The sequence below is a fragment of the Pseudomonas sp. GW821-FHT07E12 genome (genome assembly GCF_058986605.1).
Genome location: NZ_JBYSVX010000002.1, coordinates 134,593 through 159,020, shown reverse-complemented (window position 1 = coordinate 159,020; position 24,428 = coordinate 134,593). Strand labels below are relative to the sequence as shown.

21 protein-coding genes, 1 pseudogene and 1 riboswitch are annotated in these 24,428 nt (G+C 65.6%); of the genes and pseudogenes, 20 read left to right on the top strand and 2 right to left on the bottom strand.

Annotated elements, in window-relative coordinates; translation table 11 throughout:
• Positions 1-113: 113 nt before the first annotated feature.
• Together AC3WJE_RS02300 and AC3WJE_RS02295 are read left to right on the top strand one after the other, a co-directional pair.
• Positions 114-353, top strand: a complete 240-nt coding sequence (locus AC3WJE_RS02300) for a hypothetical protein (RefSeq protein WP_493729157.1) — start codon at positions 114-116, stop codon at positions 351-353.
• Entirely contained in the window at positions 343-681 is a 339-nt protein-coding gene (locus AC3WJE_RS02295; RefSeq protein ID WP_493729156.1) for a hypothetical protein, read from the top strand. Before AC3WJE_RS02300 ends, AC3WJE_RS02295 begins: the two co-directional genes overlap by 11 nt.
• 648 nt (positions 682-1,329) lie before the next feature.
• Here the strand turns inward: AC3WJE_RS02295 and ettA are convergent.
• The gene (ettA, locus tag AC3WJE_RS02290; RefSeq protein WP_493729155.1) at positions 1,330-2,994 is read right to left on the bottom strand and encodes an energy-dependent translational throttle protein EttA; all 1,665 of its coding nucleotides are present in this window, start codon (positions 2,992-2,994) and stop codon (positions 1,330-1,332) included.
• Positions 2,995-3,473: 479 nt separating this feature from the next.
• Here ettA and AC3WJE_RS02285 point away from each other — a divergent pair, with 479 nt between their 5' ends.
• From AC3WJE_RS02285 to ribD, 5 genes and pseudogenes are all read left to right on the top strand, one after another.
• The gene (locus AC3WJE_RS02285; protein ID WP_493729154.1) at positions 3,474-3,941 is read left to right on the top strand and encodes an RcnB family protein; all 468 of its coding nucleotides are present in this window, start codon (positions 3,474-3,476) and stop codon (positions 3,939-3,941) included.
• Positions 3,942-4,217: 276 nt separating this feature from the next.
• Positions 4,218-5,471: a serine hydroxymethyltransferase gene (gene glyA, locus AC3WJE_RS02280; RefSeq protein WP_493729153.1), complete on the top strand. Its 1,254-nt coding sequence runs from the start codon at positions 4,218-4,220 to the stop codon at positions 5,469-5,471.
• A 105-nt stretch (positions 5,472-5,576) separates the two neighbouring features.
• Positions 5,577-6,026 (top strand): annotated as a pseudogene (nrdR, locus tag AC3WJE_RS02275) (transcriptional regulator NrdR); the annotation flags it as partial.
• A 71-nt stretch (positions 6,027-6,097) separates the two neighbouring features.
• Positions 6,098-6,583, top strand: a complete 486-nt coding sequence (locus AC3WJE_RS02270; RefSeq protein WP_493729152.1) for a GNAT family N-acetyltransferase — start codon at positions 6,098-6,100, stop codon at positions 6,581-6,583.
• Between the two features lie 46 nt (positions 6,584-6,629).
• On the top strand, positions 6,630-7,733 hold the full coding sequence (ribD, locus tag AC3WJE_RS02265) for a bifunctional diaminohydroxyphosphoribosylaminopyrimidine deaminase/5-amino-6-(5-phosphoribosylamino)uracil reductase RibD (protein ID WP_493729151.1): 1,104 nt from the start codon (positions 6,630-6,632) through the stop codon (positions 7,731-7,733).
• A 259-nt stretch (positions 7,734-7,992) separates the two neighbouring features.
• Here ribD and AC3WJE_RS02260 read toward each other — a convergent pair whose 3' ends face one another.
• Positions 7,993-8,637 carry a hypothetical protein gene (locus AC3WJE_RS02260; RefSeq protein ID WP_493729150.1) on the bottom strand — a complete coding sequence of 215 codons (645 nt, stop codon included), beginning with the start codon at positions 8,635-8,637 and terminating at the stop codon, positions 7,993-7,995.
• 168 nt (positions 8,638-8,805) lie between these two features.
• Positions 8,806-9,003, top strand: a riboswitch (FMN riboswitch).
• A 123-nt stretch (positions 9,004-9,126) separates the two neighbouring features.
• Between AC3WJE_RS02260 and AC3WJE_RS02255 the strand changes: the two genes are divergently transcribed.
• The 13 genes from AC3WJE_RS02255 (at position 9,127) to AC3WJE_RS02195 (ending at position 24,041) form a co-directional block, all read left to right on the top strand.
• Positions 9,127-9,729: a riboflavin synthase gene (locus AC3WJE_RS02255; protein ID WP_493729149.1), complete on the top strand. Its 603-nt coding sequence runs from the start codon at positions 9,127-9,129 to the stop codon at positions 9,727-9,729.
• Positions 9,726-10,856 carry a 3,4-dihydroxy-2-butanone-4-phosphate synthase gene (gene ribB, locus AC3WJE_RS02250; protein WP_493729148.1) on the top strand — a complete coding sequence of 377 codons (1,131 nt, stop codon included), beginning with the start codon at positions 9,726-9,728 and terminating at the stop codon, positions 10,854-10,856. Before AC3WJE_RS02255 ends, ribB begins: the two co-directional genes overlap by 4 nt.
• 170 nt (positions 10,857-11,026) lie before the next feature.
• Positions 11,027-11,491, top strand: a complete 465-nt coding sequence (gene ribH / locus AC3WJE_RS02245; RefSeq protein WP_493729147.1) for a 6,7-dimethyl-8-ribityllumazine synthase — start codon at positions 11,027-11,029, stop codon at positions 11,489-11,491.
• Positions 11,488-11,961 (top strand): transcription antitermination factor NusB, encoded by a 474-nt coding sequence (gene nusB, locus AC3WJE_RS02240; protein WP_493729146.1) that lies wholly within the window; start codon positions 11,488-11,490, stop codon positions 11,959-11,961. Before ribH ends, nusB begins: the two co-directional genes overlap by 4 nt.
• 84 nt (positions 11,962-12,045) lie before the next feature.
• Positions 12,046-13,020, top strand: coding sequence for a thiamine-phosphate kinase (thiL, locus tag AC3WJE_RS02235; protein ID WP_493729145.1), 975 nt, complete (start codon positions 12,046-12,048; stop codon positions 13,018-13,020).
• 257 nt (positions 13,021-13,277) lie between these two features.
• A complete protein-coding gene (locus AC3WJE_RS02230) occupies positions 13,278-14,858 on the top strand; it encodes a CocE/NonD family hydrolase (protein WP_493729144.1) in 1,581 nt (526 codons plus the stop codon).
• A gap of 423 nt (positions 14,859-15,281) precedes the next feature.
• Positions 15,282-15,989 carry a TorF family putative porin gene (locus AC3WJE_RS02225; RefSeq protein ID WP_493729143.1) on the top strand — a complete coding sequence of 236 codons (708 nt, stop codon included), beginning with the start codon at positions 15,282-15,284 and terminating at the stop codon, positions 15,987-15,989.
• 13 nt (positions 15,990-16,002) lie between these two features.
• Entirely contained in the window at positions 16,003-16,095 is a 93-nt protein-coding gene (locus AC3WJE_RS02220) for a potassium-transporting ATPase subunit F (protein WP_493729142.1), read from the top strand.
• Between the two features lie 10 nt (positions 16,096-16,105).
• Positions 16,106-17,806 carry a potassium-transporting ATPase subunit KdpA gene (kdpA, locus tag AC3WJE_RS02215; protein WP_493729141.1) on the top strand — a complete coding sequence of 567 codons (1,701 nt, stop codon included), beginning with the start codon at positions 16,106-16,108 and terminating at the stop codon, positions 17,804-17,806.
• A 63-nt stretch (positions 17,807-17,869) separates the two neighbouring features.
• A complete protein-coding gene (kdpB, locus tag AC3WJE_RS02210) occupies positions 17,870-19,933 on the top strand; it encodes a potassium-transporting ATPase subunit KdpB (RefSeq protein ID WP_493729140.1) in 2,064 nt (687 codons plus the stop codon).
• A 9-nt stretch (positions 19,934-19,942) separates the two neighbouring features.
• On the top strand, positions 19,943-20,557 hold the full coding sequence (kdpC, locus tag AC3WJE_RS02205; protein WP_493729139.1) for a potassium-transporting ATPase subunit KdpC: 615 nt from the start codon (positions 19,943-19,945) through the stop codon (positions 20,555-20,557).
• Positions 20,558-20,662: 105 nt separating this feature from the next.
• Positions 20,663-23,323 (top strand): DUF4118 domain-containing protein, encoded by a 2,661-nt coding sequence (locus AC3WJE_RS02200; protein ID WP_493729138.1) that lies wholly within the window; start codon positions 20,663-20,665, stop codon positions 23,321-23,323.
• On the top strand, positions 23,313-24,041 hold the full coding sequence (locus AC3WJE_RS02195; protein WP_493729137.1) for a response regulator: 729 nt from the start codon (positions 23,313-23,315) through the stop codon (positions 24,039-24,041). The genes AC3WJE_RS02200 and AC3WJE_RS02195 overlap by 11 nt, the downstream gene beginning before the upstream one ends.
• The last annotated feature ends 387 nt before the right edge of the window (positions 24,042-24,428 follow it).

The following is a 24,428-nucleotide window of genomic DNA, read 5'->3' as shown; positions in this document are numbered from 1 at the left end:
ATGACGGAGCAGGTGGTCAAGGACATCTAGGTGCGGGAGTAAATACGTATACGACCGCAGGCTATTACCCGAATTCAAGTGCGCCCGGCAATCCAGTAACTGGGATTGCCGGAATGTTAAAACTCGATGATCCGGGAAAAAGATTGGAATGTAAGACAATAAGAACAAATGCCGAACAGGATGAAAGAATGGCCGAATTTATGAGAAACACCGCTAAAAACCCAGGTCGGTATCGGTTGATGGGCAACAATTGTGTCAATTTTGTTCGCGAGATGCTGGGGCATGGTGGAGTAACTACGCCGGATGGAATAAGGCCAAAGCCTTACTTTAAAGAGCTGCCAAATGAAAAGTAACCCAAAAATGCGCATGATCAATTCCGTTTTGGTTGCTTCCAGCCTGGGCGCTATCATCGCATTTTCTTGGCTGGTGTATTACTTTTTCTGGGGTGGGAGAGGAGTCTCGGAAAGTTTTGTTTTGTTATTTTGGCCGGCATCAATATTGTTGATTGGTGATCCGGTTGATAGTGATTTAGGTCTTTGGTTAACTGCGGTAATATGTAATGCCCTGCTTTACGGGTTTGTTGGTTTATTTATTTGGAAAGGATTCTATCGTTCCAAGTTGTTTATTTTTCCGGTCGTTGGTTTGGTTGTTTTTTTGTGGCTTTTGGTTTTTTATTTATGATTGGCGCATTAAAATCTTAGGGGGTGTTTGATGAGCTATATAGCCGATTCTGACCGGGTTGGGCTTCAGCCAGCGCTACGCATGGGGTAAAGCGGCCAACCGGGATTGTTTCCTGCCCGATGCGCTGAACAGTACTCGTTTGTTGACGGACACCGACGGCAATGGAGTGCAACGCTACGACTGCGATCCCTACGGCGGTACGCAATCCTTGGATTCAAGCAACAGCCCGTAAGCAGCAACAGCAATGCAAAGTGCACTTGTGGGAGGGACTTCAGTCCCGACGCTGGTGCTGTCGGCAAAGCGTCGGGACTGAAGTCCCTCCCACAAAGGGCCGGTCGCGGCAACGGGACAAATCCATTGGGATCCCCGACATCGAACGCGGACAAAACAAGAAACGGGCGCTTTCGAGCGCCCGTTTCTTTCAGATCATTTATTACGCTTCAGTACCAGGTCTCAGGATCCCCGCCTGCGCGGAGATGACAGCTTGGCAAAGGCACCAGTGCGATGCGCGCCAACTTCTCGTCGTTCCCGCGAAGGCGGGAACCCAGTGACTTTTGCGTGAACTGGACGGAAGTCACTGGATCCCCGCCTGCGCGGGGATGACGTTCCGGCAAAGGCGCCCGCGTTATGCGCAGGCGCGCCGGAACGTCACTTCAACGCCTTGAACCTCAACCGCTTCGGACCGGCGTCATCACCCAGGCGGCGGCGCTTGTCTTCTTCGTACTCGCGGTAGTTGCCCTGGAAGAACTCCACGTGCGAGTCGCCTTCGAAGGCGATGATGTGCGTGGCGATGCGGTCCAGGAACCAGCGATCGTGCGAGATCACGAAGGTGTTGCCGGGGAACTCCAGCAGCGCGTCTTCCAGTGCACGCAGCGTCTCGATGTCCAGGTCGTTGGACGGTTCGTCGAGCAGCAGCACGTTGCCACCCTGCAGCAGAGTCTTGGCCATGTGCAGGCGGCCGCGTTCACCACCGGACAGCGAGCCGACCATCTTCTGCTGGTCCTGGCCCTTGAAGTTGAAGCGGCCGATGTAGGCGCGCGACTGGATCTCGATGCCGTTGATGTTGAGGATGTCCAGGCCGCCGGCGATTTCCTGGAAGACGTTGTGGTTGCCTTCCAGCTTGTCGCGGCTCTGGTCGACGTAGGACAGCTGCACGGTCGGGCCGACCACGATCTCGCCCGAGTCCGGCTTCTCCACGCCCGTGATCATCTTGAACAGCGTCGACTTGCCGGCGCCGTTCGGGCCGATGATGCCGACGATCGCGCCCGGCGGAATGATCATCGACAGGTTGTCGATCAACAGGCGCTCGCCGAACTTCTTGGAGACGCCCTTGAACTCCATCACCGCGTTGCCCAGGCGCTCGCCCGGCGGGATGAAGATTTCGTTGGTCTCGTTGCGCTTCTGGTAATCCACCGACTGCAGCTCTTCCAGGCGGGCCAGACGCGCCTTGCCCTTGGTACGGCCGCCCTTGGCGTTCTGCCGCGACCACTCCAGTTCCTTCTGGATCGCCTTCTGGCGGGATTTTTCCTGGTTGTCTTCCTGCTTGAGGCGCTCGTCCTTCTGCGTCAGCCAGTCGGTGTAGTTGCCCTTCCACGGAATGCCGCGGCCGCGGTCCAGTTCCAGAATCCACTCGGCGGCGTTGTCGAGGAAGTAGCGATCATGGGTGACCGCCACGACGGTGCCGCTGTAGCGGGCCAGGAACTGCTCCAGCCATTCCACCGACTCGGCGTCGAGGTGGTTGGTCGGTTCGTCGAGCAGCAGCATGTCCGGCTTCTGCAGCAGCAGACGGCATAGCGCCACGCGGCGCTTCTCACCGCCGGACAGGTTGGCGATCTTGGCCTCCCACGGCGGCAGGCGCAGCGCATCGGCGGCCACGTCGAGCTGGTTTTCCAGGGTGTGCGCATCACCGGCGGCGAGGATCGCCTCCAGGCGCTCCTGTTCCTTGGCCAGCGCGTCGAAGTCAGCGCCTTCCTCGGCATAGGCGGCGTACACCGCCTCCAGCGAAGCCTGGGCCTGCAGCACCTCGCCGACGCCTTCCTCGACCGACTCGCGCACGGTCTTGTTCGGATCCAGCTGCGGTTCCTGCGCCAGATAACCGACCTTGATGCCGGCCTGCGGGCGGGCCTCGCCTTCGAAATCGGTGTCCACGCCGGCCATGATCTTCAGCACCGTGGACTTGCCGGCGCCGTTCAGGCCGAGCAGGCCGATCTTCGCGCCCGGGAAGAACGACAGCGAGATGTCCTTGATGATCTGCCGCTTGGGCGGGACCACCTTGGACACCTTGTTCATGGTGTAGATGTATTGCGACGACATAGGGGCTGTTTTCGGGTATGGAATGGGCCGCGCCAGACCTGAGGGCGTGCGAGGCAAGGAAGAGGGAGGGAGTGGATGTTGATCCACGACCGAGCGATGACACAGTATCGCACGCCCTCAGGTCTGGCCCTACGGGTTGCTCCTCAGTGAGCACCAGACGCTGTCGCACAGCTTGACTTGACGGCCAGTCAAGCGCTGCGCTGCGCGACAGCGTCTGGTGCTCACTGGGAGCAACGCGGCTCATTCCATACCCGAAAACAGCCCCCATCTCCTGGCGCACGTACGGCCGGTCCTGCCAGCGGACCGGGGATATGAAAGGGATGCGGCAAGTATAGCGGCAACGCCCTTGGGGCTTGCCCTGCCAGCCTGCCTACTGTTGGATAAATGGGGCTTTGGGGTAACCGATTCCAGCCAATGCCGGTTCATCTTCGTGGCGCAATATGGCAACCGTGACAACAACCCGTGTATTTGGAGCTGCCATGAAGCCGATTCGTCTAATTGCCGTTGCCTTGACGTCCGTGTTGGCGCTGGGCGCCGTGGCGCCTGCTGCCCTGGCCGACGATCATGGCCGCCATGGGTACGACCGCGGATATGACCGTGGCTGGAAGGACCGCAGCCGCGACGACAATCGCTACGAGCGTTACCAGGACCGCCGTGATCGCTACGATCGCCGTGAAGCTTACGGCCGTGGCTACTATGACGGTCGCCGCGATGACCGCTACTACCGCCCGGCGCCGGTCTATCGTGCCGGCCCGCCGTACGGCTGGGCGGTGGGCCGCCGCTATCACGACTACTACCGTGGGCCGGTCTACGTGGTCAACGACTATCCGGGCTACCACCTGCGCCGTCCGCCGTACGGCTACCGCTGGATCCGTGACGACACGGGCAATTTCCTGATGGTGGCCATCGCGACCGGCATCATCGCCGACCTGGTGCTCAACCACTGAGCCACCGGCGGGGCCTGATCGGGAAGGGCGCACAGTGATGTGCGCCCTTTTTTGTGAGTCCCTCATGTGAGTCCCTCGCAAGAGCACGGCACATCCATGTACCGGGGTCCTTGTTTGTGAATCCCTCACAAGAGCACCGCACATCCTTGTGCGGGGTCCCTTTTTTGTGGGCTGTGTGGCAGTAGGGCGGCTCCGGGGATCGTCAAATTGGTCACGGACCCCCGTGGGGCTTAAACTCCGGCTCCCGCTTTTCCCTTCCGCTGCCCCGGAGATCCGATGTTCCCGCGCGACGCCCGTATCGAAAACTACGATCCCGAACTGGCCAAGGCCATCGCCGATGAAGCCCGCCGCCAGGAGGATCACGTCGAGCTGATCGCCAGCGAGAACTACGCCAGCCCGCGCGTGATGGAGGCCCAGGGCAGCCAGCTGACCAACAAGTACGCCGAAGGCTACCCGGGCAAGCGCTATTACGGCGGCTGCGAGTACGTCGATATCGCCGAGCAACTGGCGATCGACCGGGTCAAGCAGCTGTTCGGCGCCGACTATGCCAACGTGCAGCCGCACAGCGGCTCGCAGGCCAACCAGGCGGTCTACTTCGCGCTGTTGCAGCCGGGCGACACCATCCTGGGCATGTCGCTGGCCCACGGTGGTCACCTGACCCACGGTGCCAAGGTCAATGCCTCGGGCAAGCTGTTCAACGCCGTGCAGTACGGCGTCAACGAGCAGGGCCTGATCGACTATGACGAAGTCGAGCGGCTGGCGCTGGAGCACAAGCCGAAGATGGTCGTGGCCGGCTTTTCGGCCTATTCGCAGCAGATCGACTGGGCGCGCTTCCGCGCCATCGCCGACAAGGTCGGTGCATATCTGTTCGTGGACATGGCACACGTGGCCGGTCTGGTCGCCGCCGGGGTCTATCCGAACCCGCTGCCGCACGCACACGTGGTCACCTCGACCACCCACAAGACCCTGCGCGGTCCGCGTGGCGGCATCATCCTGGCCCAGGGCGCCAGCGAAGACCTGACCAAGAAGCTGCAGTCGATCGTGTTCCCGGGCATCCAGGGCGGTCCGCTGATGCACGTGATCGCCGCCAAGGCGGTGGCGTTCAAGGAGGCACTGGAGCCGGAATTCACCGCCTACCAGCAGCAGGTCGTGAAGAACGCGCAGGCGATGGCGAACACGCTGATCGCGCGCGGCTACAAGATCGTCTCCGGCGGCACCCAGAACCACCTGATGCTGGTCGACATGATCGGCAAGGACGTGTCCGGCAAGGATGCGGAGGCGGCGCTGGGCAAGGCCCACATCACCGTCAACAAGAACTCGGTGCCGAACGACCCGCGCTCGCCGTTCGTGACCTCGGGCCTGCGCCTGGGCACCCCGGCGATCACCACCCGCGGCTACCTGGAGCAGGACAGCGTCGACCTGGCCAACTGGATCGCCGACGTGCTCGACGCCCCGGCCGACGAAAGCGTCATCGCCGCAGTGCGCGAGAAGGTGACCGCGCAGTGCCGGAAGTATCCGGTGTATGGCTGAGAGGCCGGGATTGGGGAGTAGGGATTGGGGATTGGCGAACAGCCAAGTCCACTGTATTCCTGCTTCTCCCAATCCCGAATCCCGAATCCCGAATCCCGGCCCCTAATGCACTGCCCCTTCTGCCAGCACAACGACACCCGTGTGATCGATTCGCGCGTCTCCGAAGACGGCACGACGATCCGGCGGCGGCGTGAGTGCGAGGCGTGCGGTGAGCGCTTCAGCACGCTGGAGACCATCGAGCTGAAGCTGCCGACGGTGGTCAAGAGCGATGGTGGTCGCGAGGCGTTCGATGCCCGCAAGCTGCGCACCAGCTTCGATCGCGCGTTGCAGAAACGGCCGGTATCGGAGGAGCAGATCGAAGCAGCGGTGCGCGCGGTCGTGCACCAGCTGCGCATGTCCGGCGAGCGCGAAGTGGCGTCGATCCGGGTCGGCGAGTATGTGATGACCGAGCTGCGCAAGCTCGATCACGTTGGCTACGTGCGTTTCGCCTCGGTGTACCGCAGCTTCCAGGATGTGGCCGATTTCCGCGAGGAGATCGAGAAGCTGGAGCGTGAGCTGCCGGTCGGCAGCGATCAGTTGCCGCTGCTGGAAGCGGCGCTGGAACAGGTCGTCAAGACCGGCAAGCGGTGAGCGCGCCGCACATCGTGCGCCTGGCGCAGGTGCCGGAACATATCGGCGAGCTGGCCCGTGCGCATGTGGACGCCTTCGGCGCGTTGCTGCCGGACTGGACGCTGGAAGTGGCCGAACAGGAGCTGCGTTCGCACACCGATGACGTGGCGATTCCGGCCACCTGGGTGGCACTCGACGAGGCCGGTTGGTGCGGCTCGGTGAGCCTGCTGCACGACGACCATCCGCTGATCCGCGATTACTCGCCTTGGTTGGCTTCGCTGTACGTGCGCGCGCAGGCGCGCGGGCAAGGCATCGGCGAGGCGCTGGTGGCGCATGGCGTCGCGGCGGCACGGGACTTGGGGATCGGCCGTGTATTCCTGTACTGCGAGCCGCCGTTGGTGCCGTACTACGAACAGCGAGGCTGGGCGGTCGAGGTGTGGGTCGATCTGCCGCTGGTGCCGAAGCTGGCGGTGATGGCGATCGATACCGCGCTGGATGCGTGATGACGCACACTGTGCGGACTCAAGATCCCCGCACGGAATCCCGACGATGAGCGCCGCATCCACCGCCTTTCATTTCAGTGCCGACGATCATCGCTGGATGGCGTTGGCGTTGCGCCTGGCCGAGCAGGGCGCGTTCACCACGCAGCCGAATCCGCGCGTGGGCTGCGTGATCGTGCGCGATGGCGAGGTGGTGGGGCAGGGCTTCCATCAACGTGCCGGCGGACCGCACGCGGAGGTGTTCGCGCTGCGCGAGGCGGGCGAACGCGCGCGTGGTGCGACCGCCTACGTGACGCTGGAGCCGTGTGCGCATTACGGGCGCACGCCGCCGTGCGCGCTGGCGCTGGTGGAGGCAGGTGTCGCGCGGGTGGTCGCGGCGATGGCCGATCCGTTTCCGCAGGTCAACGGCGGCGGTTTCGAGCGGCTGCGTGCGGCCGGGATCGAGGTCGCTTCCGGATTGATGGAGGCGCAGGCGCGCGCGTTGAACCAGGGTTTCCTGTCGCGGGTGGAGCGCGGTCGGCCGTGGCTGCGGCTGAAGTACGGCAGCAGTCTGGATGGGCGCACTGCGCTGGCCAGCGGCGAGTCGAAGTGGATCACCGGCGAGGCTGCGCGCGCCGACGTGCAGCGCTGGCGCGCACGCGCTTCGGCGATCCTGACCGGCGCGGGCACGGTGCTGGCCGATGATCCGTCGCTGACCGTACGGCTGCCGTCGTCGGCTGAATTCGTGCCGCCGCTGCGGGTCGTGCTCGACACGCGCCTGCGCTCGCTCGAACGCGAGAAGGTGCGCGACGGTGCGGCGCCGACGTTGTATCTGCATGCCGCCGATCTGGTGCCACCGGCGCTGGACGGTGTTGAGTTCGCGGGAGTGCCGTTGCATGAAGGCCGGCTCGATCTGCATGCGGCATTGGTGCTGCTGGGCGAGCGCGGCATCAACGAGGTGCAGGTCGAGGCGGGTGCCGAACTCGGTGGCGCGCTGCTGAAGGCCGGACTGGTCGACGAACTGCTGCTGTACATGGCGCCATTGCTGCTCGGTGGCGACGCGCGGCCGCTGCTGTCGGGGCTGGGCATCGAGACGATGGCGCAGCGGCTGGCGTTCAAGCCGGTCGATGTGCGGCAGGTGGGCGAGGATCTGCGTTTGTTGCTGCGTCCTTAGGGCGCGGTGGGGTGAGAAGTGGAAGGGAGCGGCGCGGATGTGCTGTTGGTGTTGATTGGCGATTGAGTGGGAAGTGTGGCTGATCTTTGTGGGAGGGACTTCAGTCCCGACGCTCTATCGGTACAGCCTGTCGGGACTGAAGTCCCTCCCACAGAAAATCCTTCCCACAAGGGCAGGGGCGATCCCACAGTGGCGGATGCCAGTAAGAAGAAGGGCTCCTTACGGAGCCCTTCTTCTGTGTTGCTCAGGTGTCGCCGAATCAGAAGCTGGCGCGGACACCGAGCGACAGCTGGGTGGTGCTGTCGATGAACTGCGCCTCGCCGACCAGGCCCCAGGTCGTGTCGAAGTTGACCTTGCCGCCGAGGGTGCCGACGAACTCGCCCTTGTCCATGTCCCGGCCGTCCATGTAGCCGGCCTTGATCCACGCCTCGGTGCGCCACGACGGCTTGCCTCGCACGCCCAGGCCGACGCGCCCGGCGTTGCTGTGGCCCTTGTAGGTGCCGTCGATGTCGTCGTAGCCGTAGTAATCGTTGTAGCCCTTCAGCTTCACCTGGGCCATGAGGCGCACGTAGGCGATGTCGGCGATGAAGTCCACGCGTTCAGTCATTTCCTGGCGATAACCAATGCCGATTTCCGGCTCGCTCAGGGTGTATTTGTCACGCAGGCCGTCGCCGTAGTTGTAGCTCTTCTGGACCTGGTTGAACGAGGCGAACAGGTAGGTCGGCTCGGCGATCTGCCAGGAGCCGCGGACGTAGCCGCCGTTGGCGTGCTCGTCGCTGCCGTCGACATCGACGCTCAGGCGGGTCCAGCCGGCTTCGACGTAGTTGTAGCTCAGGCCGTCGACGGCCGAGGCAGTGAACGGGGTGGCCGCCAGCAGGGCAGCCAGAATCAGGGTCTTGCGCATGGGGAAGTCTCTCCAATGTGATGTCCGTGTCGCCGTCCCATTGCGGGATGGCATGCGACGTCCGGTCGCCACGGGATTTTAACATCGCTTCGGCGGAACGCTGCGTGGCGCTGGGGGCGCGATAGGGGCTGCTAGAATGGCCAAGCCGGTGGTTCGCCGGCATTCCACGAACGTCTTCAGGGCGGGGTGCGATTCCCCACCGGCGGTAGGTGCGGCTCCTTCGGGAGCACGTACGAGCCCGCGAGCGCTTCCGGCCACCGCGAGTTTTCGCGAGGGCGGGAAGGTCAGCAGATCCGGTCAGATGCCGGAGCCGACGGTCGGTGTGGTCCTGACCACGCCGGAAAGTCCGGATGAAAGAAGACGGTGCCGCATGGCGCTCATGCCGTGCGCGTGCCTGTTTGCCTTGTGGCGTTTTTCGCTGACCTTTAATGCGAGAAACGTAATGAATAAGTACAGCAACATCTGCACCTGCCTGATGGAGGTGCGCTGATGTTCACCGGCATCATCGAAGGCGTCGGCCGACTGGCCGCACGCGAGCCGCGCGGCGGCGACATCCGTTTCAGTTTCGAAGTCGGCACGCTGCCGTTTGAAGGCGTGCAGCTCGGCGAGAGCATCGCGGTCAATGGCGCATGCCTGACCGTGATCGCGTTCGATGCGCATTCGTTCCAAGCCGATGCTTCGACCGAGACGCTGGCACTGACCACGCTAGGCCAGCTGGCCGAGGGCGCGGTGCTGAACCTGGAGCGCGCGATGCGCCCGACCGACCGCCTCGGCGGGCATATGGTCAGCGGGCATGTGGACGGGCTGGGCAGCGTGCTCTCCGTTCACGACGATGCGCGTGCGCAGCGCTGGCGTTTCGCAGCGCCGGCGACATTGCTGAAGTACATCGCCAAGAAGGGTTCGATCTGCGTGGACGGGGTCAGCCTGACCGTCAACGAGGTCGACGACGAGGGCTTCGAGGTCGCGCTGATCCCGCATACCGCCGCGCATACGCGCTTTGCGCAGACCGCGGTCGGTGATGCGGTGAATCTGGAGATCGATCTGGTGGCGCGCTATGTCGAGCGTCTGCTCGGCGCGAGGAGCGGGGCATGAACTTCGCGCCCGTTCCCGAACTGCTGGAGGAAATCCGCGCCGGCCGCATGGTGGTGATCGTCGATGACGAGGATCGCGAGAACGAGGGCGACCTGATCATGGCCGCCGAGCTGGTCAAGCCGTCGGACATCAATTTCATGGTCACCCACGGCCGTGGCCTGGTGTGCCTGCCGCTGACCCCCGAACGCGCGGGTCAGCTCGGGCTGGCGCCGATGGTGCGCGCCAACACCGCGCAGTTCCAGACCAACTTCACGGTCAGCATCGAGGCCGCCGAGGGTGTCACCACCGGTATCTCGGCCTACGACCGTGCGCACACCATCCGCACCGCGGTGAAGCCGGACGCCAGGCCGGCCGACCTGCACCAGCCCGGTCACATCTTCCCGTTGATCGCCCAGCCCGGCGGCGTGCTGACCCGCGCCGGCCACACCGAGGCCGGTGTCGATCTGGCGATGCTGGCGGGGCTGGAACCGGCCGGGGTGCTGGTGGAGATCCTCAATCCCGACGGCAGCATGGCGCGGCGGCCGGAGCTGGAGGTGTTCGCGCGCGAGCACGGCCTGAAGATGGGTTCGATCGCGGACCTGATCACCCACCGGCTGGCGACCGAGCACACCGTCGAGCGCCTGGACGAGCGCGAGATCGAGACCGAATTCGGCCCGTTCCACTTGATCACCTACCGCGACCGCATCGCCCATGACCTGCATTTCGCACTGGTCAAGGGCACGCCGGACGCGGCCACCCCGACCTTGGTGCGGGTGCAGGTCGAGAACCCGTTGGCCGATCTGCTGCATTGGCGGCGCGACGATTTCGGCGTGGCCGGTACCGATGCGCTGCGTGCGATCGCCGCCGAGGGGCAGGGCGTGATGGTGGTGCTGTCGGCCCCGCGCGACACCGACGCGCTGCTGGCGCGGCTGCGTCGCGAGCCCGAAGTGCGTCCGGCCGGCAAGGACAAGGACGTGGGCCAGTGGCGGCGCAACGGCGCCGGCGCGCAGATCCTGGCCGACCTGGGCCTGGGCAAGCTGCGCGTGCTCGGCACCCCGCGCCGGCAGGTCGCGCTGGGCGGGTACGGGTTGGAGATCGTGGAGTATCTGGAAGGCAGGGATCAGGGGCCGGAGGCCAGGGGCCAGTGAGAAGCAAAGCCCGTCGTTCCCTGGCCTCTGGTCCCCGGCCTCTGGCCCCCGAGTAAGGGACCAGGGAGAAGTGAAGCCTGTGGTTCCCTGACCTCTGGTCCCCGGCCTCTGGCCCCTGCTTCGGCCCCTCCCCCCTGATAAACTGACCCACCTTTAGGATCCCGCCCTGCATGAGCCACTACGAAGGCGACCTTCGCCCCAACAGCGCGCGCTTCGCGATCATCGCCAGCCGCTGGAATGCCCGCATCACCGACGTGCTGGTCGCTGGCGCGCGCCAGAGCCTGGCCGGTAACGGCATTCCCGACACCGCGGTGGACGTGGTGCGCGTGCCCGGCGCGTGGGAGATCCCGATGGCCGCCAACCGCGTGGCCCAGGGCGGCCAACATGCGGCGATCATCGCGCTGGGCTGCGTGATCCGTGGCGATACCCGTCATTACGAGCACGTTTCCGACCTGTGCGCGGAAGGCCTGATGAGCGTGCAACTGCAGACCGGCGTGCCGGTGCTGAACGGGGTGCTGGCGGTCGAGCGTGTCGAGGATGCCGAGGCGCGTGCCGGCGGCAGCCATGGCAACAAGGGCGAGGAAGCCGCGATCGCGGCGCTGGAGATGGTCAACCTGCTGGAGCAACTGCCATGAACAAGCCGGCTGGCCACCACCACAAACCCCGTCGCGACGGCGTCGATCCGGTGCTGCGTTCGCGCGCGCGCCGGCGTGCGCTGCAGGCGGTCTACGCCTGGCAGATTTCCGGCGGCTTCGCCAAGCAGGTGATCGCGCAGTTCGCCCACGAGCAGGCGCATGAAGTGGCCGACCTGAGCTACTTCGAGAACCTGGTCGAAGGCGTGCTGACGCACCATCGCGAGCTGGACGAGGCGTTGACGCCGTACTTGGACCGCAGCGTGGCCGAGGTCGACGCGATCGAACGCGCGGTGCTGCGTCTGGCTGCCTTCGAGCTGCTGCACCGCCAGGACGTGCCGTATCGCGTGGTGATCAACGAGGCGATCGAGACCGCCAAGCGTTTCGGCTCCGAGCACGGCCACACCTACGTCAACGGCGTGCTGGATCGTGCTGCGGTGGTCTGGCGCCATGAAGCCGGCAATCGGGAATAGAGAATAGGGAATGGCAAGAGCGCGGCAGAATGCTGCGTCGCTTCTGCCGTTCCGATTCCCCAGTCCCGATTCCCCAGTCCCGGCATGGAAGAATTCACCCTGATCGACCGCATCCAGGCCCGCAGTCGCGGGCGTGGCGATGTCGTGCTCGGGATCGGCGACGATGCCGCGCTGCTGCGGGTGCCGGCCGGCGAGCAGTTGGTGGTGACGATGGACACGCTCAACGAGGGCGTGCATTTCCCCGCGGAGAGCCTGCCGTTCGACATCGGCTGGAAGACGCTGGCGGTGAATCTGTCCGATCTAGCGTCGATGGGCGCGCGACCGGCGTGGTGCACGTTGTCGCTGTCGTTGCCGCAGGTGGAGCCGGCGTGGCTGGACGGTTTTGCCGACGGGTTCTTCGCGTTGGCCGACCAGCATGGGATCGCGCTGATCGGCGGTGACACCACGCGCGGGCCGCTGTCGCTGGCGGTCACCGCGATGGGGCATGTGGCTGATGGGAATGCGCTGCGCCGCGACGGCGCACGTGTCGGTGACGACATCTGGGTGACCGGTACGCTTGGCGATGCGGCGGCGGCATTGAAGCTGTGGTTGGCCGGCACGCTGGCGGTGGCCGACGAGGCCGATGTGGCGATCGAGCCACTGCGGCAGCGCCTGCAGCGGCCGACGCCGCGCGTGCAGGCCGGCTTGAGACTGGTCGGGCTCGCGAGTGCGGCGGTCGATATTTCTGATGGACTGCTCGCCGATCTCGGGCATGTCTGCGTGCGCAGTCGAGTCGGTGCGCGCGTGCAGTTGCAGGCGTTGCCGGCTTCGGCGGCGCTGCATGCGACGTTCGATGGCGACGAGCGCTATCTGATGCAGTGCGCGGGCGGCGATGACTACGAGCTGTGCTTCACCGCGCCGCCACAGCATCGCGATGCTGTGGAGCAGGCGATGCAGTTCGCCGAGGTGCCGGTGGCGCGGATCGGTCGTGTCGTGGCCGGCGAGGGCGTGCAGGTGGTGGATGCGGCGGGCAACCCGTGGGCACCACCGCGGACGGGGTATCAGCACTTCGTGGGGTAGAGGCGCGGCTTGTTCTGCTGCTTTCATGGCAGTTTTCTATGGCCCTCTTCCGGTAGTCGCTGATTCGGCGCTTTCTGTGTGATCTCCCTCTCGTCATCCCCGCGCAGTCGGGGATCCAGTGGCTTGGCTCATCTCCATTGGCGCCAAACCATACTTAATGGTACGGTCCGTCCACTCGCTCCCCCAAGACGGGTTTCCACCTTGATGTTGTTCCCGCCGGGCCATCCCGGTTCGGTGGGTTGCCCTGGGAGGAGCTCATGAGCAGGTTCGTCACTCGCTGGCTCGCGCTGGTCGCATTGCTGGCCTTTTCCGCTGGCGCATTCGCGGCCGGTTTCAACAAGACCTATCAACGCATCCCGAGTTGGGATGGCACCGAGCTCGGTGCGTTGGTGCTGGTGCCGCAAGGGCAAGGCGCGGGGCCGTTTCCGCTGGTGGTGATGCCGGCCAGTTGGGCGCTGCCGAATCTGGAGTACCTCGGCCGTGCGACTCAGCTGGCCAGTAACGGCTATGTCGTCGTCAGTTACACCTCGCGCGGGTTCTGGGATTCAGCGGGGCTGATCGATATCGGCGGTGCGCCGACCGTCGAGGATGTCAGTGCGGTGATCGATTGGGCCCTGGCCAACACGCCGGCCGATGCGCGTGCGATCGGGGTCTCGGGCATCTCCTACGGGGCCGGCACCAGCCTGCTCGCGGCGGCGCGCGATCCGCGCATCAAGGTGGTTGCCGCGCTCAGTGGCTGGGCCGATCTGGAAGCTTCGTTGTACGCCAATAGGACTGTCAGCAAGCAGGCGGTGGCGCTGCTGGTCGCAGCGGGGGCGTTGACCGGTCGTCCCGGGCCGGAACTGGCGCAGATCACCGCAAAGGTCGCGGTGGGTGATTACAACGGCGCGGTGCAGGGTTTCCTGCCGCAGGCGGCCAGTCGTAGCGTGGTGAACGAGGTCGACGCGCTCAACAACAACGGTACCGCAGTGCTGTTGGCGAATGCGTTCAACGACGGTTTGTTCCCGCCCGATCAGTACGTGGATTTCTACGACCGCCTGCGCGGCCCCAAGCGGTTGATCTTCAGTCAGGGCGACCACGCCACTGCGGAACTGCCTGGCGCGCTGGGGCTGCCCAACGCGGTCTATGACGCAACCGTGAGCTGGTTCGATCGATACCTGAAGGGCGTGGCGAATGGTGCCGAGAACGATCCGGCAGTGCGGCTGGCCACGCTGGATGGGCAGTGGCTGGACTACGCCAGCTGGAGCGCGGTGCAGGCCGCGCCGACCACGTACGGGTTGAACAAGCCGGCCGGGCTGCTGTTGCCAACCGGAGCATTGCTGGCTGGCGATGCCACCGGCTGGAGCCATCGCATCGCCACCGGGGTGCCGACGGTGGCCGATTCGGGCGTGGTGCTGATCAGCGGATTGCTGCAGGGCTTCGGTCAGCCGGCGGTGGCCTCGATTCCGCTGGTGGCACGCGCCGGTGCCAGCGTGTGGATGGGGCCGGTGTATTCCAGCGAACGCACGCTGGCGGGATCACCGACACTGCGGATCACGGTGACGCCGAGCCAATCCAATGTCTCGCTGTTCGCCTACCTCTACAGCGTCGATGCGCTGGGTGTTGGCCAACTTCTCAGCTACAAGCCATACAGCCTGCGCGAAGTGACGCCGGGTGCGGCGCAGACGGTGGACATCACGCTGGAAGCGACCGCGGCGAAGATCGCGGCCGGACGCCGGTTGGTGCTGGTGATCGACACGCTCGATCCGCGCTACGCCGATGCGACCACGTTCGGCGGTACGGTGACATTCGGCTCGCCAACGGCGACGCCATCGCGGCTGAGCGTGCCGCTGCGCTGAAGGGGCGGAGGGTGGGGCAGAGCGTGTTATGCCCTTTCTCATGAGATGCGTTGGCCGTCAGCGGTGCGGAGCCGGTGTCGCGTGGTCCAGCCTTGGCGGGGGGCAAGGCAAGCCGCGTGGCACCGGCTCCGTGCCGCTGACGGCCAACCCTCCGGGAAGTCGCTTGTGCCGCGCCGATACTGCGTTGCGCGCTTTGCCCAGGCGGCCAGCCTGGGCCGCAGCACGCGCCTTGTCTCGACGCGCCACAAGCGGCTTCGCACTCATGAAAAAGGGCATAACACGCTCTAGGCAGGCTTCACCCTCCCTTGCGCGGAAGTTACGCAGAATTTACGGCGTGCTGCGGGATCCGCCATGGAGACTTTATGGGCAGCGGGAACAGACTGGCTGCATTGGCGGAGGGGTTCCGCCCACGGATCGTGTTTCATGAACTCGCAGTCTGTTTTGTCCCCGTCGCGCCTGCGTGGCGTGATGCTCCTTGGCCTGTGTGCGGCGATGCCGCTGGCGCAGGCCGCCACCTTCGGCGGCAGCGCTGCGTTCACCAGCGACTACGTCTGGCGCGGCTCCAGCCAGAACCAGGGCAATGCCGCAGCGCAGGGCGGGCTGAAGGCGTCCACCGACAACGGTTTTTACGGTTCGTTGTGGGGCTCGTCGGTGAATTTCGGCGAGCAGGTCGGCGCCAGTACTGAAATGGACTTCGTTGCAGGCTGGAGCGGCAACCTGGCGCCGGATTGGGCGCTGGACGCCAATCTGACCCGCTACCAATACCCGGGCAGTCGCACCGATCTGAACTGGAACGAGCTGGGCGGCACCGTGACCTGGAAGCAGAACTATTGGCTGCAGGTGGGCGTGTCCGACAACGCGTTGGCCAGCAACCACGCCGGCACCTACGCCCAGCTCGGCGCACGCCTGCCGCTGAACGACGCGCTGCGTCTGGAAGCAGCGGCGGGTCATTACTGGCTCGACAGCGCCTACGCCAGCGACTACTCGCACGAACTGGTCAGCGCCGTGTGGGCCTTCGCCAAGCCGTTCGAACTGCGCGTGACCGGGCACTTCACCGATGACGCCGCTCGACGCCTGTTTCCCGGCCAGGCGGGTTCGCGGCTGGAAGTAGCGCTGCAAGCATCCTTTTGATTGGGACAAGATCATGACTACGTGGCTTTCATTCGTATGCGGTATCGCCGTGCTGATCGTGGCGGTGTATCTGCTGTACGTCGTGTTGCGTCCGGAACAGTTCTGAGGACGCCACGATGACCGAAACCTTTTTCGTCTATGCGCTGGCGATCGTGCTGGCGTGGCCGCTCGGGCGCTACCTGGCGGCGGTGATGCGTGGTGCGCCGATGCGTGGCGATGCGCTGTTTGGCTGGTTCGAGCGACCGCTGTACGCGCTGCTCGGCACGCGGCCCGGGCAGGGCATGTCGTGGCGCGGCTACGTGCGCGCGTTCCTGCTCAGCAATCTCGTCGTCGGCGTGCTGGTGTGGGCGGTGTTCATGACCCAGGCGTGGCTGCCGTTCAATCCGGACGGCATTCCCAACCTGCGTTGGGATAGCGCGCTGCACACCATGATCTCGTTCCTGACCAATACCGATCAGCAGCACTATTCCGGGCAGGCGCAGTTGTCCTATCTGGCGCAGATGACCGGCATCGTCGGCCTGCAGGTGATCACGCCGATGATGGGCCTGGCGCTGGTGGTGGCGACGTTGCGTGCATTGTTCGGCGGGCGTAATGCCGAAGTGGCGCATGCCGATGCTGCTCAAGTCGACGTCGGCAATTACTGGGCCGACGTGATCCGCCCCAGCGTGCGCGTGCTGTTGCCGCTGTGTCTGGTATGGACGTTGCTGCTGGGCTGGCAGGGCGTGCCTTCGACGTTGCACGGCGCGGCGCTCGCGCATCCGCTGGATACGAGCGCCGGCATGGCCGAACAGAAGATCCCGGTCGGGCCGGTCGCGGCGATGGTGGCGGTCAAGCAACTGGGTACCAACGGCGGTGGCTGGTACGGCCCCAACGGTGCGATGGCGCTGGAGAACCCGACGCCGCTGGCCAATCTGCTCGAAGCACTGGCGATCGTGCTGCTGCCGATGAGCGTGGTGTTCATGGTCGGCTTCTTCACCGGTCGCAAGCGGCTGGCGGCGCTGGTGTTCGGCACGATGCTGCTGATGTCGGCGGCGTCCACCACATTGATGTTGTGGTCGGAAGCGCATTCGGCCAGTACCGCCTCGGCGGCGTTGATGGAAGGCAAGGAAGTGCGCATCGGCGCGGATGCCTCCGCGTTGTGGGCGGCACTGACCACGCAGACCTCCAACGGCTCGGTCAATGCGATGCACGATTCGCTGGCGCCGCTGAGTGGGTTGGTGACGCTGGTGAACATGCTGATCAACGCGATCTGGGGCGGTATCGGCTGCGGTCTGCAGCAGTTCATCGTCTACCTGTTGCTGGGCGTGTTCCTGGCCGGATTGATGACCGGACGTACGCCGGAGCTGTTCGGCCGCAAGATCGAGGCGCGTGAAGTGCAGTTGCTGGCATTGCTGATCCTGCTGCAGCCGCTGGTGCTGCTGAGCATGACGGCGCTGGCATTGGCACTGCCGCAGTTCACCGCCAACTCCAATCCCGGCTTCCACGGCATCAGCCAGGTGTTCTACGAGTACACCTCGGCGTTTGCCAACAACGGTTCCGGTTTCGAAGGATTGGGTGATGGCACTTACTGGTGGAACCTGACCTGCTCGCTGGTGCTGCTGCTGGGCCGCTATCCGGCGCTGATCGTGCCGCTGATCGTCGCCTCGCGTCTGGCCGCCAAACGGCGTGCACCGGAGTCGGCCGGCAGCCTGCAGATCGAAACCCCCACCTTCGCACTGACGCTGGTCGCCGTGATCGTGATCCTCACCGTGCTGCAGTTCATGCCGGCGCTGGTGCTGGGTCCGATTGCCGAACACCTGTCGCTGGCCGCAGCTTAAGACCCCGGCACAAGGATGTGCCGTTGTTCTTGCGAGGGACTCGCACATTCAGAGAACGATGCAATGAATACTTCCGTTTTGCCACCAGAACGTCCTACACAAAAACGCGAGCGCACCCAGCAACGCCTGTTCGACGGCGCGGTGCTGGCGGCGGCCAGCCGTGATGCCTTCCTCAAGCTGACGCCGCGCCATCTGCTGCGCAGCCCGGTGATGGCGGTGGTGATGGTCGGCACGCTGTTGTCGGCGCTGATTACCGTCAGTGGCGCGGCCGCACCCGGCTTCGGCTGGGCGGTCACCGTGATCCTGTTCGTCACCGTGTTGTTCGGCAACTTCGCCGAGGCGATCGCCGAAGCGCGGGGTCGTGGTCAGGCCGCTTCGCTGAGGCGTGCACGCAAGGACCTGGTTGCGCGTCGCGTGGAAGGCGAACGCGGAGGACGCGAAACCAGCGTGCCGGCCGCCGAACTGCGTCCGGGCGATTACGTGATCGTGTCCGAGGGCGAGTTCGTGCCCGCCGACGGCGAGATCGTGCATGGACTGGCGACGATCAACGAGGCCGCAGTGACTGGCGAATCCGCACCGGTGCTGCGCGAGGCCGGCACCGATCGCAGTGGCGTGATCGGCGGTACCCGCGTGCTGTCCGACGAGATCGTGTTCAAGGTCACCGCCGAACCGGGACATAGCTTCCTGGACCGCATGATCGCGCTGGTCGAAGGCGCCAATCGCCAGAAGACCCCGAACGAGATCGCGCTGACGCTGCTGCTGGCGGCGATGACGCTGACCTTCCTGATCGTGGTCGCCACGCTGCCGGCGATCGCCGGCTTCGTCGGGGTCAAGCTCGATCCGTTGCTGCTGATCGCGCTGCTGGTGTGCCTGATCCCGACCACCATCGGCGGGTTGCTGCCGGCGATCGGTATCGCCGGCATGAACCGCGCGTTGGCTGCCAACGTGCTGGCCAAGTCAGGCAAGGCGGTGGAGGTGGCGGGCGATGTGGATGTGCTGTTGCTCGACAAGACCGGCACGATCACCCACGGCGACCGCCAGGCAACCGCATTCCATCCGCTGGCGGGCATCGACATGAGCCAGCTGCGTGATGCGGCGATGCTGGCCTCGCTGGCTGACCCGACACCGGAAGGCAAGTCGATCGTGAAGCTGGCGCGCGAGCTGGGTGCGCAGCCAGTCGAGCCGGATGGCGCGCACTTCATTGCCTTCACCGCACAGACCCGCATGTCCGGTGTCGACGTGGACGGGCGCAGCATCCGCAAGGGGGCCGGCGATGCGATCGTCGCGTTCGTGCAGACACTCGGCGCTACGGTTTCGCCGGAACTGGCCGGGCGCGTCGAGCAGGTTGCGCGCGGCGGTGCCACGCCGCTGGTGGTGGCCGACGGCAAACACGTGTTGGGCGTGGTCGAGCTTTCGGACGTGGTCAAGCACGGCATCAAGGAGAAGTTCGCGCAGCTGCGTGCGATGGGCATCCGCACGGTGATGATCACCGGCGACAACCCGCTCACCGCCGCGGCGATCGCCGCCGAAGCTGGCGTCGACGATTACATCGCGCAGGCACGGCCGGAGGACAAGCTGGCACGCATCCGTGCCGAGCAGGCTGGTGGCCGGCTGGTGGCGATGGTCGGCGATGGCACCAACGACGCCCCGGCGCTGGCACAGGCCGATATCGGTCTGGCGATGAACTCGGGCACGCAGGCGGCCAAGGAGGCCGGCAACATGGTCGATCTGGATTCGGATCCGGCCAAGCTGCTGGCGGTGGTCGAGGTCGGCAAGCAGCAGCTGATCACGCGCGGCGCATTGACCACGTTCTCGCTGGCCAACGATGTGTCCAAGTACTTTGCGATCCTGCCGGCGCTGTTCGCTGCGGCGATCCCGTCGATGGCCGCGCTCAACGTGATGCAGCTGTCGAGCCCGCGCAATGCGGTGCTGGCGGCGCTGGTGTTCAATGCGCTGATCATCCCCGCGCTGATTCCGCTCGCGCTGCGCGGCGTGCGCTTCCGCCCGGCCGGTGCCACCGCGCTGCTGCGCCGGAACATGCTGGTCTACGGCGTCGGCGGCGTGCTGCTGCCGTTCGCCGGGATCAAGCTGATCGACATGGCGCTGGCCGCCTTCTCCGGAACCTGAGGAACCATCATGTCCAAGACTCCGATTTCCGCCGATGTCCTGCCACTGCACGATGGTGGCGCCTGGCGTGCCTCGCTGGTGCTGGCGCCGGTGATCCTGCTCGGTTTCGGCCTGCTGTACTCGCTGGCCGCGACCGGAATCACCGGAACGCTGTTTCCGCAGCAGTCCACCGGCTCGCTGGTCGAGCGCAACGGCGTGGTTGTTGGCTCGGCGCTGGTCGCGCAGCCGTTCGCCGCCGCTGGCTACTTCCAGCCGCGTCCTTCGGCCGCCAAGTACGACCCGACGGCCGCTGCTGCCAGCAATCAGGCGCGTTCCAATCCTGAGTTGATCAAGCGCATTGCCGATACCCGCAAGGAAGTGGCGGCGCGCGACGGTATTGCCGAAGCCGATGTCGCATCGGATCTGCTGACCCAATCCGGTAGCGGCCTGGACCCGCATATTTCAGTGGCGGCTGCGCGTCAGCAGGTCGCGCGGGTGGCGAAGGCGCGCGGCTGGCCAGAAGCGCGCGTGAGCGCGCTGGTGGACTCGGCGATCGAGCCACCGCAGTTCGGCGCGCTTGGTCAGCCGCGGGTGAATGTGCTGAAGCTCAATCTCGTGCTGGATGCTCAAGCACCAGGCACCTGATGGAACTCTGTAGGAGCGGCTTCAGCCGCGAGGGCCTTCCCGGTAAAGCCATCGCGGCTGAAGCCGCTCCTACACGATCACGCGTTCTCCTACACAATCGCGCCCATGACCGACGCCCGCACCCAACAGGCCGATGCACTGATCGGCGAACTGCAACGCGAACGCGGCGGCCGCCTGACCGTGTTCCTCGGTGCCGCGCCGGGCGTGGGCAAGACCTACGCGATGCTGTCGCGGGCGCGCGAACGGATGCGCCAGGGTGTGGACGTGGTCGCCGGCATTGTCGAAACCCACGGCCGCGCCGAGACCGCCGCGCTGCTCGACGGCCTGTCGCTGCTGCCGCGCACGCGCATCGCCTACCAGGGGCGCATGCTGGAGGAGCTGGACCTGGACGCGTTGCTGGCGCGCAAGCCACAGCTGGCGCTGGTGGACGAACTGGCGCATCGCAACGCGCCCGGCAGCCGTCACGAGCGGCGCTGGCAGGACGTGGCCGAGCTGCTTGATGCCGACATCGACGTCTACACCACGGTCAACATCCAGCACCTGGAAAGTCTCAACGACGTTGTCCATCGCATCACCGGCGTGCGTGTGTCCGAAACCGTGCCCGATGCGGTGTTCGACCGCCTGCGCGACATCGTGCTGGTCGATCTGCCGCCGCGCGAGCTGATCGAACGCCTGCAGCAGGGCAAGGTCTACCTGCCCGAGCAGGCGGCGCAGGCGTTGCAGGCGTTCTTCTCGCCGTCGAACCTGTCGGCGCTGCGCGAACTGGCGATGCAGACCGCCGCCGACCGCGTCGACAGCGATCTGCGCGATGCCCAGGCCGCACGCGGACTGCCCGGCACCACCGCGTTGCGCAGGCGCGTGGTGGTGGCGATCGATGGCTTGGGCAGCTCCGAGTACCTCGTGCGCGTGGCGCGGCGGCTGTCCGAACGCCGCGATGCGCCGTGGACCGTGGTGACCGTGCAGACCCGCACCGTTGCCGATGCCGACTGGCAGTTGGAGATCGATCGCGCCTTCGCACTGGCGCGTCGTCTCGGCGGCGACACCGCCTTGCTGCACGACGCCAGCATCGCCGACGCGCTGCTGGATTTCGCCACGCAGAACGGCGTATCCACGCTGGTGCTCGGTCGCACCCGCGAGCGCCCGCTGGCGCGGATGTTCAACCGCACGCTGACCCAGCAGCTGCTGCAGCGTGGTGCGCATTACGAATTGGTGATCGTCAGTTCCGGCGATGCGCGTGCGCGTGCGCGGCGGAGCTGGCGACGCCCGGCGCAATGGCTGCGTCGCTACGACATCGCCTACGCGGTGTCCGCCACCGCCGGTGCGGTCGGCGTGGCCGCATTGCTGCAGCGATGGACCGACATCGACGACCTGTCGATGGTGTTCATCGTCGCGGTGGTGCTGGTGGCGGCGCGCACGCGCATGGCGGCGGCGGTGCTGGCGGCGCTGCTGAGTTTCCTGGCCTACAACTTCTTCTTCATCGAGCCGCGCTTCACCTTCCAGATCAGCGCACGCCAGGGCGTGGTCACGGTGTGCCTGTTCCTGATCGCCGCGCTGGTGGCCGGACGCCTGGCCTCGCGGCTGCGCAGCCAGGTGCTGGCGCTGCGTGCGGCCAATACGCATGCCAATGCATTGCAGGCGTTGGGTCGTCAATTGGGCGCTGCGGCCGATCTGGGACAGGTGCTCGATGCCGGTCGACGCGCCATGGCCAGCGCACTCGATGCCGAGGTGTGGCTGCGGCTGGAACAGCGTGAGAGCGATCCCGGCGCCGGCTTGAGCACGTTGGATCGCGCCGCCGCCGACTGGACGCAACGCCACGGCCAGCCGGCCGGACGCTACACCGACACCCTGGCCGGCGCCGGCTGGTGGTGCCTTCCGGTACGCGCGGAAAAGGGCACGCTGGGTGTGGCGGCATTGCGCTTCGGCGCCGGTCAGGTGCGGCCGACACTCGAGCAGCGCCGCCTGGCCGAAGCGATGGTCGAGGACATCGGCCAGGCCGCGTTGCGTACCCGGCTGGTCGCCGATCTGGAAGGCGCGCGCGTGACCGGCGAGACCGAACGCCTGCGCTCGGCATTGCTGTCCTCGGTCTCGCACGACCTGCGCTCGCCGCTGGCCTCGATGATCGGCTCGGCCAGCAGCCTGGCCAGCTATGGCGAACAGATGGACGCCGCCGATCGCCGCAGCCTGCTGGAAACCATCCAGATGGAAGGCGAGCGCCTGGATCGCTACATCCAGAACCTGCTCGACATGACCCGGCTCGGCCACACCGGGCTGACCTTGAACCGCGACTGGATCGGTGTGGATGAGCTGCTCGGCTCGGCGGTGCGGCGCTTGCAGCGCTACCAGCCGCAGGCCAGGGTCGAGCTGACGCTGGCCCCCGGGCTGCCGCCGATCTGGGTGCATCCGGCACTGGTGGAACAGGCGGTGTTCAACGTGCTGGAGAATGCCGCCAAGTTCTCGCCGCCGGGCGAACCGGTGACGGTGGCCGCGCAGCTGCGCGAGGGCACGTTGCGCATCGACATCGCCGACCGCGGCCCCGGCATTCCCGAGGACGAACGCGCGCGCATCTTCGACATGTTCTACAGCGTCGAGCGCGGTGACCGTGGCCGCCACGGCACCGGGCTGGGGCTGACGATCTGCCAGGGCATGATCGGCGCGCACGGCGGCAGCGTGGAAGCGCTGGCCGGTGCCGATGGCCGTGGCACGGTGATTCGCATTACCCTGCCACTGCTGCAGCCCGCCCCGCCAGCCCAGGCCGATGACGACTGACCCTGCTTCCGCGATTCCCGCACCGCGCGTGCTCGTGATCGATGACGAGCCGCAGATCCGCCGTTTCCTCGACATCAGCCTGCGTGCGCAGGGCTATCGCGTGCTGCAGGCCGCCACCGGTGAAGAAGGATTGGCGATGCTGGCCGCGCAGGGCGCCGAGCTGGTGGTGCTCGACATCGGCTTGCCTGATCGCGACGGCCATGAGGTGCTGCGCGCGATCCGCGAGTGGTCGGCGGTACCGGTGATCATGCTGACCGTGCGTGCCGGCGAATCCGAAAAGGTCGCCGCACTGGATGCCGGTGCCAACGACTACGTGACCAAGCCGTTCGGCGTGCAGGAACTGATGGCGCGTATTCGCGGGCTGCTACGCCAATCCGCCAGCGGTGCGACGAACATGGAGGAGGCGGTGTTCGACGACGGACACCTGCATGTACACCTCGGCCTGCGCGAGGTGACGTTGGATGGCGAGGCGCTGGCGCTGAGTCGCAAGGAATACGCATTGCTGGCGCTGTTGCTGCGGCATACCGGGCGGGTGGTGACGCAACCGCAGTTGCTGCGCGAACTATGGGGTCCGACCCACGAAGGCGATACGCATTACCTGCGCATCCTGGTCGGCAAGCTGCGGCAGAAACTGCACGACGAAGCGACCGCACCACGTTACATCGTGACCGAACCTGGTGTGGGATTGCGCTTCATCGGCGCGCATCGCGGCGGATAGTCACCCCATCGTAGAGCCGAGCTCGGCTGAGGCCTTCCCGGCAAGTCCCCAGCCGAGCGAGCTCGGCTCTACCAGATGCGCCATCGATTGATTCCTTCATCGCGTAATCGCTTTACCGATGCACGCTTCCCAGCGCATCGGCGCGAATGTGTGGATACGTGCCGAATGTGTCAGCAAAGATGCATGAATCACAGTGAAAGTGGGCAGTGCGTGATATTGACGTTCACTCCGCATAGCCGCTAGTTTTCAGCGCCGGGCCGGAGGCCCGCAGCTACGACCGCATATGACGGCGGCGATGCCCACTCCTCGCGACGGCGAGGTACACACGGCATCGGATACGCAGCCAGGCCAGCCCGCTTCGTGACAGGGGCGCCATGCCATCGCCAT

Coding starts and splice junctions, on each gene's coding strand:
- AC3WJE_RS02300 (WP_493729157.1), top strand. CDS start 114: ATGTTAAAACTCGATGATCCGGGAAAAAGATTGGAATGTAAGACAATA.
- AC3WJE_RS02295 (WP_493729156.1), top strand. CDS start 343: ATGAAAAGTAACCCAAAAATGCGCATGATCAATTCCGTTTTGGTTGCT.
- ettA (WP_493729155.1), bottom strand. CDS start 2,994: ATGTCGTCGCAATACATCTACACCATGAACAAGGTGTCCAAGGTGGTC.
- AC3WJE_RS02285 (WP_493729154.1), top strand. CDS start 3,474: ATGAAGCCGATTCGTCTAATTGCCGTTGCCTTGACGTCCGTGTTGGCG.
- glyA (WP_493729153.1), top strand. CDS start 4,218: ATGTTCCCGCGCGACGCCCGTATCGAAAACTACGATCCCGAACTGGCC.
- ribD (WP_493729151.1), top strand. CDS start 6,630: ATGAGCGCCGCATCCACCGCCTTTCATTTCAGTGCCGACGATCATCGC.
- AC3WJE_RS02260 (WP_493729150.1), bottom strand. CDS start 8,637: ATGCGCAAGACCCTGATTCTGGCTGCCCTGCTGGCGGCCACCCCGTTC.
- AC3WJE_RS02255 (WP_493729149.1), top strand. CDS start 9,127: ATGTTCACCGGCATCATCGAAGGCGTCGGCCGACTGGCCGCACGCGAG.
- ribB (WP_493729148.1), top strand. CDS start 9,726: ATGAACTTCGCGCCCGTTCCCGAACTGCTGGAGGAAATCCGCGCCGGC.
- ribH (WP_493729147.1), top strand. CDS start 11,027: ATGAGCCACTACGAAGGCGACCTTCGCCCCAACAGCGCGCGCTTCGCG.
- nusB (WP_493729146.1), top strand. CDS start 11,488: ATGAACAAGCCGGCTGGCCACCACCACAAACCCCGTCGCGACGGCGTC.
- thiL (WP_493729145.1), top strand. CDS start 12,046: ATGGAAGAATTCACCCTGATCGACCGCATCCAGGCCCGCAGTCGCGGG.
- AC3WJE_RS02230 (WP_493729144.1), top strand. CDS start 13,278: ATGAGCAGGTTCGTCACTCGCTGGCTCGCGCTGGTCGCATTGCTGGCC.
- AC3WJE_RS02225 (WP_493729143.1), top strand. CDS start 15,282: ATGAACTCGCAGTCTGTTTTGTCCCCGTCGCGCCTGCGTGGCGTGATG.
- AC3WJE_RS02220 (WP_493729142.1), top strand. CDS start 16,003: ATGACTACGTGGCTTTCATTCGTATGCGGTATCGCCGTGCTGATCGTG.
- kdpA (WP_493729141.1), top strand. CDS start 16,106: ATGACCGAAACCTTTTTCGTCTATGCGCTGGCGATCGTGCTGGCGTGG.
- kdpB (WP_493729140.1), top strand. CDS start 17,870: ATGAATACTTCCGTTTTGCCACCAGAACGTCCTACACAAAAACGCGAG.
- kdpC (WP_493729139.1), top strand. CDS start 19,943: ATGTCCAAGACTCCGATTTCCGCCGATGTCCTGCCACTGCACGATGGT.
- AC3WJE_RS02200 (WP_493729138.1), top strand. CDS start 20,663: ATGACCGACGCCCGCACCCAACAGGCCGATGCACTGATCGGCGAACTG.
- AC3WJE_RS02195 (WP_493729137.1), top strand. CDS start 23,313: ATGACGACTGACCCTGCTTCCGCGATTCCCGCACCGCGCGTGCTCGTG.